This is a genomic window from Nonomuraea deserti (assembly GCF_004348685.1).
Lineage (GTDB): Bacteria > Actinomycetota > Actinomycetes > Streptosporangiales > Streptosporangiaceae > Nonomuraea > Nonomuraea deserti.
Map to the genome: position 1 here is coordinate 22,631 of NZ_SMKO01000098.1, position 11,845 is coordinate 34,475.

The window sequence follows — 11,845 nt, forward strand, 5'->3', positions numbered from 1 at the left end:
AAGCTCAAGCCTCCCACGGCAGCCGGGCGTCGAGGATGAACCGCCCCTGGCGGACGGTGTGGTTGATGGTGCCGCCGGCCAGCCTGGTGCGCTCGGCCAGGCCTACCAGGCCCAGCCGGCTGCCGGGCCCCGCCGACGGGCCGGGCGGCGCCGGGTTGCTCACCCTGATGCGCAGCCCCTCGCCCGGCCGGCCGCCCAGCTCGGCCGTCACCCGGCTGCCCGGCGCGTGCTTGCGCGCGTTGGTGAGCGCCTCCTGCACGATCCGGTACGCGTGCCGCCCCGTCTGGGTGGGCAACCGCTCGCGGCAGTCGATGGTGTCGTCCACCTCGACCCGCTGCCCGGCCGCCCGCACCTCCTCGAACAGGGTGCCCAGATGGTCCAGCGTCGGCTGCGGGCCCTCGGGGCCGCCGGTCGTGCCGCCGTCGCGCCTGAGCGTGCCGAGCACGGCACGCAGCTCGTTGAGCGACTGGTGGGCGTTCTCCTGGATGGCCAGTGCCGTCTCCCTGGTCTGCTCGGGGGTGAGGTCTTTCCGGTACGCCAGCCCGCCGGCCAGCATCGCCAGCAACGAGATCCGGTGGGCCAGCACGTCGTGCATCTCCTGGGCGATCTGCAGCCGCTCCGCGAGCTGGGCCTGCTCGACCCGCTGCCGCTGGGCCGCCGCCTCCGCCGCCCGCTCGGAGGCCGCCAGGTCACGGCGGCCGCGCACGTACAGGCCGACGACGGTGGCGACGGCGATGACGACGCCGCCCGTCGCCGCCGCGCCGATGGCGGACGTGGTGAACGAGGTGCCCACCAGCAGGCTCGACACGACCATGCTCAGGCAGGTCACCACGGCCACGGGCACGATCTGGCGCCAGCGCCGGTGCGTGACCAGCGAGATGTAGGCGACGCACCCGGGCCCGCCCGCCGTGGTGGAGACGGCGGTCATCAGGGCCAGGGCCAGGGCGATCTGCCACGGCCACCTGCGCCGCCAGCGCATGAGGACCAGTCCCGCCGCGCCCAGCCCCATGTCGGCCAGCACCCAGCCGAGCGAGCCGTACGGCATCGGCACGTCGCGGCCCGACAGCAGGACCAGCATGACGACGTAGAGGAGCAGCGGCAGCGCCGCGAACAGGTAGCGCAGCGTGACGCCCAGTCTGTCGAGGGGCGGCTGATGTTCGTCGGCGTCGTGCACGCCCACCAGCCTAAGGACCCGTAGCCGCGCTGTTTAGCGACCGGGGTCCATCGCGCTGCAGACCCTGGTCCACACCGCGGGCGACGGGTGTGGCCGGGCCGCCACCCGTCGTGGACCCAGGTCCGATGTACGCCGGGCGCGCCTTCGATGGACTGTGGGGGTGATCGAATTTCAACGCCTCAGCAAGAGGTACAGCGACGTGAAGGCGCTCGACGACGTGTCCTTCACCGTGCCGGCCGGCTCCGTCACCGGGTTCCTCGGGCCCAACGGGGCGGGGAAGTCGACGGCCATGCGCATCCTGGCGGGGCTGTCCCGTCCCACCTCCGGCTCCGCCACCGTGCTCGGGCGGCCGTACGCCGGGCTGGAGCGCCCCGGCTACGAGGTGGGCACACTGCTCGACGCCTCCGCCCAGCACCCCGGCCGCAGCGGACGGGAGGTCCTGACGCTCGGCGCGATGATGCTGGGCCTGCCGCGTTCGCGCGTGGACGACGTCCTGGAGCTGGTCGGTCTGACCGGCAAGGAGGGGCGGCGGGCCGTCGGCGGCTACTCGCTGGGCATGCGGCAGCGGCTCGGCATCGGGCACGCCCTGCTCGGCCGGCCCCGGGCGCTCGTCCTGGACGAGCCCGCCAACGGCCTCGACCCCCAGGGCATCCACTGGATGCGCGGGCTGCTGCGCGACCTGGCCGACTCGGGATGCGCGGTGCTGCTCAGCTCGCACCTGCTGCACGAGGTGGAGCAGGTCGCCGATCGCATCGTGATGATCGGGCGCGGCCGCCTGCTCGCCCAGGGCACCCCGGCCGAGCTCGGCCAGGGCCGTGGCCTGGAGCAGACGTTCCTCGAACTGACCGCCGCCGCCGACAGGAGCCTGGCATGAACACCCGACGCATCCCGTTCCCGACGTTGCTGCGCGTGGAGACGCGCAAGCTCTTCGACACCCGCGGCAGCAAGATCATCTCCGGCGTGCTGGTCGCCCTGGCGGTCGGCGCCGTCGTCGGCCGCGGCGTCGTCTCGGGTCCTGAACTCCATACCGTCGCGGGGACGGCCGGCATCGTGTTCGGCATCCTGCTTCCCGTGCTCGCCATCCTCACCGTCACCGGCGAGTGGAGTCACCGCACCGCGCTGACCACGTTCACGCTCGAACCCCGCAGAGGGCGGGTGATGGCGGCCAAGTGCCTGCCGCCCCTGGTCGCCTCCGTGGCGGCCTGCGCGTTCGCGATGCTGGTCGCGGTGCCGGTGACGGCGGCCGTCGCGGCGGCGCAGGGCGTGCCGGCCGACTGGCGGGTCGCGCCGCTGTCCCTGGCGGGATGGACGGCGACGACGGTCCTGCTCACCGCCCAGGGGCTGGCCTTGGGGACGGTGCTGATGAACGCGCCAGCGGCGATCGTGATCTGCCTGTCCAGCACGGTCATATGGAGTGTCGTGGGCCGGCTGGGCTCCGCGGGGGAGACGGCGATGGAGTGGCTCGACCTCAACACCGCCACCATCCCGCTGGTGAACGGCGACATGACCGGCGGCGACGCCGCCCGGCTGGCCGTGTCGGCGCTGGCGTGGATCGTGCTTCCCATGGCCGCGGGCATGGTGCGGACGATGCGCAGAGAGGTCGGCTGAGGTAGATCTATATCCGTTTCGTGGTGATATGTTTGCCTTTGTCCGGTTTAGGGGCTAGATTGGTGCATGTCCGGCGATGACCCGTGCCCGCGCAGCCGCGGCGACGGGCGCCGGAACCGCGGATCCCTCCGCTGGATTCCCCCGTGCTCCGCGTAGCGTCCCGTATGGCGTGCCGCCCGGCTACGTCCGTCCAAGCGAGCGCGAACTGCCATCGTCCCCTAACAAAGGACCTGACATCATCATGACAGCTCGCCTGCGTACCTTCGCCATGCTGGCCACGACCGCCGCGACCGCCCTGACCATGGGCGCCGCTCCGGCGCACGCCGACTCCGGCACCGTGCAGCAGGTCATGCTCAAGGGCTCGACGACCGCGTCGTACTTCTGGGACGACGCCTCCGGCCGGGCCGGCGACACCGGCCTGCCCGCCGCGGGCAAGCCCATGCAGAAGGGCCTGGCCGCCAGCCCCAGCTGGCCCCTCATGACCGAGGGGTACGTCATCTACCAGGGCAAGAAGGTGCCGTTCTTCGTCGGTGACCGCGGCCCCGGCGACCCCTCCAGCCGCGGGGTCATGCTCGACCTGGACGCCAAGACCTTCGCCGACCTGACCGGCGGCACGTTCGACCCCGAGACGCTCGGCGTCGAGAACAACGGGGGCAAGGGCCACATCAAGATCGACTACGTCGTCACCAAGTGGGGCGACGGGGTCGGCAAGAAGAACCACCCGGTCGCCTTCTCGACCGGCGCGTGGGCCGAGAAGGACACCCGGCCCGCGACCACGCCGGTTCTGGTGAAGCTTCCCGCCTGACCCGGCGCGTCCGGCCGGTATCGCGGCGGCGGTCACGACCGGGGCGACGTGAGCCGGGCGCGCGGCACCGACCCCGGGTACGGCCGGCGGGCGCGCCCGTGCCTATCCCCTGGGCGTGCGGATGTCCGGCACGGGAACCCGCGACCAGTCGATGTCGGAGCCGAAGTAGAAGCTCGGGTAGGCCGGCTGGTTGTAGGCCGTCTGCTGCCGGGCCACGTCGGCGCGATACTGCGGGTCGTGCATCAGCGTGTACATCTTCCTGCCGGTCACCTCGGTGCTCAGATGGATCCGCACCGCCTCGCCGTCCGCCGTACGGACCAGCAGCTCCTCGCGCCAGTCGCCGAAGACGTCGGCGACCAGCCCCGGGTTGCCCTTCGTCCAGTTGTTCGTCAGCGTGCCCTCGGCGGTGAGCACCGTGCCGCGCCTCCAGTCGTCGATCGTCGGCGTCTGCAGCTCGGTGGTCGCGGTGCCGTTGACGAGCTGCGTGGTCATGTCGGCGGCCCAGCGGATGCTCATGTTCGTGCCGGGCGTGCCACGGCCCAGGTGCTCGCCGCGGGCTGACCACAGGCCCGCCTGGATCTCCTGGTCGGGGGGCGTCGACGACCACGACTCCACCCCGCGGATCGCCGGGTCGACGTCGCCGACCATGCCGCGCCCGGTGTCCCTGCCGCTGTAGCCGCCGTGGATCACTTCGCCGGTGGCCGCGTCACGCAGCGCCCATCCGTACGGCGCCCACGCGCCGCCCTCGTGAACCGTCCAGATCTCCAGGCCCGGCCGGTCGGGATCGAAGTCGCCCACGTGCATGGCGTCGCCGTGGCCGAGCCGGACGTTCTGCCCGGGCACGCTGCTCTGCGGCGGGCCCTCGGCGAACGACGAGTACAGCAGGTCGCCGTCGTCGTCGATGGTCGCGGCGCCGTAGACGATCTCCTGCCTGCCGTCGCCGTCCACGTCGGCCGCGCTCATCGAGTGGAAGCCCTGCGTGGTCAGGTCGGCATATTCCGGGTTGCTGCCGGGGACGCCGTGGGGTGAGGCGTTGAACGGGTTCGCCATAGGGGCGTGGCCGCTGTCGACGTACCAGACCTCCTCCAGCCGCCGGCCGTTCCAGTCGTAGGCGACCAGCGTGGTGCGGGTGTAGTAGCCGCGGGCGAACACCGCCGAGGGACGCCTGCCGTCGAGGTAGGCCACCGCGGACAGGAACCTGTCGACCCGGTTGCCCGGCTCGATCCTGGACATCGCGTAGTCGCCCCACATGAGCCCGTCGTCGCCGCGGCCGGGCTTGTAGGGGATCGTCTGCAGTTCCCTGCCGGTGGCGCCGTCGAGCACCGACAGGTATTCGGGGCCGGTGAGGACGAAGCCCTCGAACTCGCGGAGCCGGTTGTTGCCGCTGCGGCCCGGCGCGTAGACGTCGACGAAGTAGGTGGCGAGCTCTACGGCGTCCTCATGGGAGAGCGGATATTCGTGGGCCGGTTCGATGCCGAAGGCCTCTTCCAGCGTGGCCGGCCAGCGTTTCGCGACCACCTCCGGGTGCTCGTGCCATTTCGCGAACATTTCCGCAACGTGGTCGAAATAGTCTGCTGCGCTCATCCGATAGTCGTCCTGGTGCGAGTAACCCGCTTCGACGTCCTGGCGCGGCATGGTGACGTAATGCTCGGATACGACCTGGCCCCTGCTCCCGTACCGGATGATCTTCGTGCCGGGGGCGGTCTTGAGCATCATCTCCGAACGGCCGTCGCCGTCGAAGTCGTAGACCGTGAACTGGGTGTAGTGAGCGCCGGAACGGATGTTGACGCCCAGGTCGAGCCGCCAGCGCAGGGTGCCGTCGAGCTCGTAGGTGTCGATGTAGGAGTTGCCGGTGTAGCCGCGCTGGGAGACGTCCTTGGAGTTGGACGGGTCCCACTTGACGACGTACTCGTAGCGGCCGTCGCCGTCCACGTCGCCGACGCTCATGTCGTTGGCCGTGTACGTGTAGGCCTCGCCCGCGGGCGTCACGCCGTCGGCCGGTTTCCGCAGCTTGAGGTCGTAAAACGATTTAACCCAGGGCGTGGCTGAGGCGCTGCGCCGGCCCTCCCGGCCCCTGATGACCGGGGCCACGCGGTACTGCGAGGCCTGGGTGCCGGCGGCGTCGAGGTAGTTGGTGCTGCCGGAGACCATGGCGATGGGGCGGCCGTCGCGGTAGACGCGGAAGGCGGGGCCCTTCATGCCGGTGTCGCCGTACCCCGTCACCTCGTCGCCCAGCAGTCGCCAGCTCAGGAAGACCCCGTCGCTGGTCGTGGCCGCCACCAGGCCGCGGTCGAGGAGTTCGAGCCGGACGCCCGTGCCCGGCCGTCCGTGGCCGTCCCCGCTCGCCGCGCCGGCCGGGGCCGCGGTGAGGGGGAGGCAGAGCAGGGCGGCTAAGGAGGTGATGAGTGCGCGGCGGATGCCGCTGGGGGGTCTCATGGTCACGGGCTCCTCGGGGTGACGCCCGCACGGATGCGGTTGCCCCGCACCCTGGCGGATTAAATCGATATAATGATCCCGGAGGCTATTGTCGCTCTGGCAATTTGTCAAGGGTACGTATCGACGATGATTTACCGATTTATGCGACTTGTCCGGATGTGAATTGATAACTCGTCGAAACGCATAACTCACGGTCGTCGGTCGTCGTTCGCTTTGCCATACCCACCACGATCACGCCCGCCCGCCACGGTCGTGCCCGCCACCACCGCGCTCTTTCACGCCCACGCCCACGCCCACGCCCACGCCCGCGGTCGCGGCAGCGGCCACGGTCACGGCAACGGCAGCGGCCACTGCAACGGTCACGGTGTAGGTCGTGCCTGCCGCAGCCGTGATCGGCGGACCGTGCAACCGGCGCATGTGACTGTGGCGCCCATGACTGCCATGACCGCGCCTGCCGCGGCCATGACCCGACGCTTGTGACTGCCCGATGTGGGCGATCTCGGCCCCTGCCGGGCAGGGGCGTCAGAAGTGGAGCAGGCCGGCGCAGGCGGAGGCGGCGGCCTCCTCGTCACCCACCACGACGGCCCGGGCCAGAGCCACCAGGCGATCGGCCGCGATCTGGGATTCGTCCACCGGCGCCACCTCCGCCAGCAGGTCGTCGAGCTCGGCCAGCAGGCTCGGCCCCGACAACCGGCGCACGCAGGGCCAGGTGTCGGAGAAGCGTACCGGAGAGCCGTCCGCGTCGAGCAGGGCGAGCCGGAGGCTCCTGTCGGGGTGTGCCGCCGCGCTGCGCGCCAGCCCCGCCATGACGGCCTCCCGCGCCCGGGCGAGGTCGGCGGGATCGCGCTCGGCCCATAACGACGACAGGGCCGGCTTGTCGTCACCCAGCGTCGGCGCGAGCACCACGGCTCCGTTGCCGTGCTGCACCTCGACCTTGCCCTGAACCTCCAGCGCCACCAGCGCGCGGCTGAGTGACGCGCGGCTGACCCCCAGCTCGGCGGCAAGGAGCCGCTCGGGTGGCAGGCGGTCGCCGGGGGAGAGCCCCTGAGCCTCGATGAAGCGCGCGATGTGATCGGCCAGCTGCACATACAGGCGCGGTCGTTCCAGGCGTCCTGGAACGGCGGAGGTCTGCGGGCGCTTCTTGGTCACGGTGGACAGTCTATTGACAGCCCGCCTCAGTGGAGCAGAGGCTAGGCCAATCTGGAAATGGCGCACGTAACCGGGTCAGGCACCCGACCCCCTGAGGAGCTGCCGATGTCAGCGGAGATCATCGCGCTGATCGTGCTCGTACTGGTGTTCTTAGTGGCCACCATCCGATCCATCAACATGGGCGCGCTGGCACTCGTGGCCGCCTTCGTCGTGGGGACCTCCGTGTTCGGCGTGGAGGTGGACGACGTGCTCGGCGGCTTCCCGGCGAACCTGTTCGTCATCCTGGTCGGCGTCACGTACCTGTTCGCGCTGGCCAAGACCAACGGCACCGTGGACTGGATCGTGCACCGGGCGGTGGTCGCGGTGCGTGGCCGCGTCGCCCTGATGCCGTGGGTGATGTTCGCGGTCTGCGCCGCGATCACCGCGATCGGCGCCGCCAGCCCGGCCGCGGTGGCCATCGTGGCGCCGGTGGCGATGGGCTTCGCGGCCCGCTACCGGATCCACCCCGTGATGATGGGCCTGATGGTGGTGCAGGGCTCGACCGGTGGGAGCTTCTCGCCGATCGGCATCTTCGGGGCGATCACCAACGGCGTCGTCGACCAGGGCAAACTGCCGGGCAACGCGGCCGTCCTGTTCGGTGGCGTGCTGGGCGCGTGCGCTCTCATCAGCCTCGTCGGCTTCCTCGCCCTCGGAGGCACCAAGCTGCTGCAGCGCGACCGGCAGTCGTCCGAGACGGCGGTCATGAGCCTCGCCGGCAGCGGCGCCGGCTCCGGCGGTGCCTCCGACGGTGGCGACGACCCCGTGGACGACGCCCTGCCCCGCCTCGACGCGCAGCGGGCGCTCACGCTGATCGGCCTGCTCGTGCTGGCGGTGGGCGCGCTCGTCTTCGACCTCGACATCGGTTTCCTCGCGCTCGCGGTGGCGGTCGTACTGACCCTGATCTTCCCCTCCGCCGCCCGGGGCGCCGTCGACAAGATCAGCTGGGGTACGGTGCTCCTGGTCGGCGGCATCGTCACGTACGTCGCCCTCCTGCAGGACCAGGGCACCGTGAAGTGGCTCGGCGACGGAGTGGCCGGGGTCGGCGCTCCGCTGCTGGCCGCCCTGCTGATCTGCCTGATCGGTGCCGTGGTGTCCGCCTTCGCCTCGACGACCGGCATCCTGGGCGCGCTGATCCCGCTCGCCGTACCCTTCCTGCAGACCGGGCAGGTCGGCGCGGTCGGCATGGTCACGGCGCTGGCGATCTCCTCCTCTGTGGTGGACTGCAGCCCCTTCTCCACCAACGGCGCGCTGATCGTCGCGAACGCCGACGTGACGATACGGGACGACGTGTTCAAGCACCTGATGACGTGGGGCATGACCATCGTGGTCGCCGCGCCGCTTCTGTGCTGGCTTGTCCTGATCGTGCCGGGCAGGCTGTCATGACCCCCGAGGGCACGGGCCCGCCGGCCGGGTACGAAACGTGGGGGAGGTGTACGCCTGGCCGCGGACCCGGACCCGGACCCGGACCCGGACCCGGACCCGGACCCGGACCCGGGGTCCGTTCGCCGAGCACGCGGGCGTCGGTCGCGGTGCCCGGCTCGCCCGCGCGGTCCTTCGACCCGGCCGGACCGGACGGCGAGGTGAAGACCACCGGCGTCGGCCGTGCCGCACCTCCCGTGCTGAACGCCGACGAAGAGGAGATCCGCGCGTGTCTGGCAGGCTGTCCGCACCCGACCTGATCGAACTCGTGCTCGACGACGGCTCCTACCGCACCTGGGACGAGCCCCTCCGCCCGGCCGGCGACGCCGACGTGGCCGCCGCCAGGCAACGGACCGGCCTGGACGAAGCCGTGATCACCGGAGAGGGGCTGCTGCGCGGGCGCCGCGTCGCCGTCGTGGCGTGCGAGTTCGCTTTCCTGGCCGGCTCCATCGGGGTGGCCGCCGCCGAACGCCTCGTGACCGCTGTGGAACGGGCCACCGCCCAGCGGCTTCCGCTTCTCGCCGCTCCCGCCTCGGCCGGCACCAGGATGCAGGAGGGCGCGATGGCGTTCCTGCAGATGGTGAAGATGACGGCCGCCGTCACCCGGCACAAGGCCGCCGGCCTGCCCTACCTCGTCTACCTGCGCGACCCGACCTTTGGCGGCGTACTGGCCTCGTGGGCCTCCCTCGGCCACATCACCGCCGCGGAGCCCGGCGCGATGATCGGCTTCCTCGGCCCGCGCGTCTACCGTGCCCTACACGGGCAGCCGTTCCCCGAGGGCGTCCAGGTCGCCGAGAGCCTGCACCGTCACGGCCTGATCGATGCCGTGCTGCCCGTCCAGAACCTGGCGGAGGCCGCCGACCGGGCGCTGCGGGTCCTGCTGGCGCCACCGCCGCAGCCCGAGGCCGTGCATCCGCCCCAGGAACCGTTTCCTGACGTCCCCGCCTGGGAGTCGATCACCATCTCCAGGCGCGGCGACAGGCCCGGCGTCAGGCAGGTGCTCCGCTACGCCGCCTCCGACGTCCTGCTGCTGAACGGCACCGGGGCGGGGGAGACGGACCCGGCGCTCCTGCTGGCGCTGGCCCGCTTCGGCGGCGTCTCGTGCGTACTCCTCGGCCAGGACCGCCGCCACCAAGAGGACGTGCGCCCGCTGGGGCCCGCGGCCCTGCGCGTGGCCCGGCGTGGCATGCGGCTGGCGAGCGAACTGGGGCTGCCGCTCGTCACCGTCATCGACACCCCCGGCGCGGACCTGTCACCCGAGGCAGAGCGAGGCGGGCTCGCCGGCGAGATCGCCCGGTGCCTGGCCGACCTGGTCGACCTCGACACGCCGACGCTCTCCCTCCTCCTCGGCCAGGGCAGCGGGGGCGCCGCGCTCGCGCTCATCCCGTGCGACCGGGTGCTCGTCGCCCAGCACGGCTGGCTGTCCCCGCTGCCTCCCGAGGGAGCCAGCGCCATCGTGCACCGGGACGTCGAGCACGCTCAGCAGATCGCGGCCGCCCAAAGAGTCCGCTCCGCCGACCTGCTCGCCGGCGGCATCGCCGACCGGATCGTGACCGAGCACCCGGACGCCGCCGAGGAACCGCAGGCGTTCTGCCGCCGCGTCGGGCGCGAACTGGAACGCGAGCTCGCCGTCCTGCTGCACGTCCGCCGCCCGGACCTGCTCACCGCACGGCTCCGCCGGTACCGGCTCCTCGGCAGCGCCGATGACCCGCGTCACGCCGACCCGCGTCACGCCGAGCCGCGTCACGCCGAGCCGCGCCGCTCTGAGCCGCGCCGTTCTGAGACCCGCCACGCCGAGCCGCGCCACTCCACCACCGCGACCGCACCCGGGACCGCTGTCGGCGACGCGGTCGCGTGACGCGGGTTGCAGGCTGGTCGAGGTGGGCAGGGGAGGACGGGTCCTCAGGCGGGGGTTGGTGACGCGAGTTCGACGGCGACATCCTTGAACCCGGGCGGCACGCCGTCGGTCACCAGGAGTTCGGCCGCATCCCAGCCGCACACCCGGATCGGGGCGTTCAGCGCGAACTTGCGCGCGTCGCCCACCACGATCGTCCTGCGTGCGAGGGCGATGAGCCGGCGCTTGGTCTCGGCCTCGTACGGTGTGGCCCCGTAGACGCCGGTTCCGTCGAGCGAGGTGGCGGCCAGGAACAGGGTGCGCACGCTCATGTGCTCCAGCCCTGCCAGGGTCTCCGGCCCGCCGAACGAGCGCGTGTCCCTGCTGTACTGGCCGCCCACCCCGATGAGCGTGATGTCGGGTCGCGGCGCGAGCACGGCGATGGCGGGCAGCGAGTGGGTGATCACCGTGAGGTTCGCCCTGGAGGGGAGGAGTTTGGCGATCTCCAGCGTGGTGGTGCCCGAGTCGAGAGCGATGGCGGTGCCCGGCTCGACGTGGCGGACGGCGGCGACGGCGATCGCCCGCTTGGCGGCGGACGCCTGAACGGAGCGGTCGGTGAACGGCGTGGCAGCCATGTCGGCTGCTGCGGCGCCCCCGTGTACCGCCCTGACCAGGCCGTCACCGGCCAGCCTGCGCAGGTCGCGCCTGACGGTGTTGGGGGAGACTCCCAGCTCGGTGACCAGGTCGGCGGCGGCGACGTACCCGTCGAGCTCGATCCTGCGCAGGATCGCCTCGCGCCGGTGCGGGGCCGAGGAGTAGCGCAGGCTCGCCTCCATGTCACTCATATGACCATGATGCACCATAAGCTGGCGTTTTTCGGCCATCTTATGGACTTATAGTGACAACATGGCATTGTTGTGCGGGATCGACGTGGGCACCACCCACGTCAAGGTGGGCTTCTTCGACGACGGGGGCGGCTGTGTCACCTCCGTACGCCGCCCGACCCCGCGCGACCTGCCCACCCTCGTGGCCGCCGTCGTGGAGGCTTGGCGGAGTGCGCCGCCCGCGCCGGGCGCGGTCCTGACGCGATCGGGATCGCGGGCATGGCAGAGACCGGCGTACCCCTCGACGCCTCGGGACGCCCGCTCACGCCGCTCCTGTGGTGGAACGACCCCCGCGGCACCCAGGAAGCCGCCGCGCTCCGCGGCACCCCACCGACGAACGACCCGCCCCCACACCCCGACGCTCCAGGCTCGGGCGGTGGCACTTCCACCACGGGCGGCGGCGATGCCGGCCTGCGCGGTGGCGTCCCGGGTGGTGGTGCCCCGGGTGGTGGCGTCCCGGGTGATGGTGGCGCGGGCGGCGGTGGTCGGGGCGGTGG

General features: G+C 71.9%; 11 protein-coding genes. 5 read left to right on the forward strand and 6 right to left on the reverse strand.

Going from position 1 to position 11,845, the window contains the following annotated elements; all coding sequences use genetic code 11:
• Positions 1-4: 4 nt before the first annotated feature.
• Entirely contained in the window at positions 5-1,174 is a 1,170-nt protein-coding gene (locus E1292_RS29585) for a sensor histidine kinase (protein ID WP_132598796.1), read from the reverse strand.
• Between the two features lie 160 nt (positions 1,175-1,334).
• Here E1292_RS29585 and E1292_RS29590 point away from each other — a divergent pair, with 160 nt between their 5' ends.
• From E1292_RS29590 to E1292_RS55485, 3 genes are all read left to right on the forward strand, one after another.
• Positions 1,335-2,048 carry an ABC transporter ATP-binding protein gene (locus tag E1292_RS29590; RefSeq protein WP_132598798.1) on the forward strand — a complete coding sequence of 238 codons (714 nt, stop codon included), beginning with the start codon at positions 1,335-1,337 and terminating at the stop codon, positions 2,046-2,048.
• Complete coding sequence (locus E1292_RS29595) at positions 2,045-2,782, forward strand: ABC transporter permease subunit (protein WP_132598800.1); 738 nt, start codon at positions 2,045-2,047, stop codon at positions 2,780-2,782. The genes E1292_RS29590 and E1292_RS29595 overlap by 4 nt, the downstream gene beginning before the upstream one ends.
• 241 nt (positions 2,783-3,023) lie before the next feature.
• On the forward strand, positions 3,024-3,587 hold the full coding sequence (locus E1292_RS55485; protein WP_132598802.1) for a hypothetical protein: 564 nt from the start codon (positions 3,024-3,026) through the stop codon (positions 3,585-3,587).
• Between the two features lie 102 nt (positions 3,588-3,689).
• On the opposite strand, the gene E1292_RS29605 is transcribed toward E1292_RS55485, so the two are convergent.
• The 3 genes from E1292_RS29605 to E1292_RS29615 form a co-directional block, all read right to left on the reverse strand.
• A complete protein-coding gene (locus E1292_RS29605; RefSeq protein ID WP_132598804.1) occupies positions 3,690-6,023 on the reverse strand; it encodes a rhamnogalacturonan lyase in 2,334 nt (777 codons plus the stop codon).
• A gap of 231 nt (positions 6,024-6,254) precedes the next feature.
• Positions 6,255-6,386, reverse strand: coding sequence for a hypothetical protein (locus E1292_RS55080; RefSeq protein WP_281284064.1), 132 nt, complete (start codon positions 6,384-6,386; stop codon positions 6,255-6,257).
• 159 nt (positions 6,387-6,545) lie between these two features.
• Positions 6,546-7,172, reverse strand: a complete 627-nt coding sequence (locus tag E1292_RS29615; RefSeq protein ID WP_132598806.1) for a FadR/GntR family transcriptional regulator — start codon at positions 7,170-7,172, stop codon at positions 6,546-6,548.
• A gap of 105 nt (positions 7,173-7,277) precedes the next feature.
• On the opposite strand from E1292_RS29615, the gene E1292_RS29620 reads away from it, so the two are divergent.
• Both E1292_RS29620 and E1292_RS29625 read left to right on the forward strand, forming a co-directional pair.
• Positions 7,278-8,594: an SLC13 family permease gene (locus E1292_RS29620; protein WP_132598808.1), complete on the forward strand. Its 1,317-nt coding sequence runs from the start codon at positions 7,278-7,280 to the stop codon at positions 8,592-8,594.
• Positions 8,595-8,859: 265 nt separating this feature from the next.
• Positions 8,860-10,488: a carboxyl transferase domain-containing protein gene (locus tag E1292_RS29625; protein ID WP_132598810.1), complete on the forward strand. Its 1,629-nt coding sequence runs from the start codon at positions 8,860-8,862 to the stop codon at positions 10,486-10,488.
• Positions 10,489-10,532: 44 nt separating this feature from the next.
• On the opposite strand, the gene E1292_RS29630 is transcribed toward E1292_RS29625, so the two are convergent.
• Entirely contained in the window at positions 10,533-11,309 is a 777-nt protein-coding gene (locus tag E1292_RS29630) for a DeoR/GlpR family DNA-binding transcription regulator (RefSeq protein ID WP_165974799.1), read from the reverse strand.
• 48 nt (positions 11,310-11,357) lie between these two features.
• Positions 11,358-11,845 (reverse strand): hypothetical protein (locus tag E1292_RS29635; protein WP_165974800.1); only part of this gene is annotated, 488 nt, incomplete at its 5' end.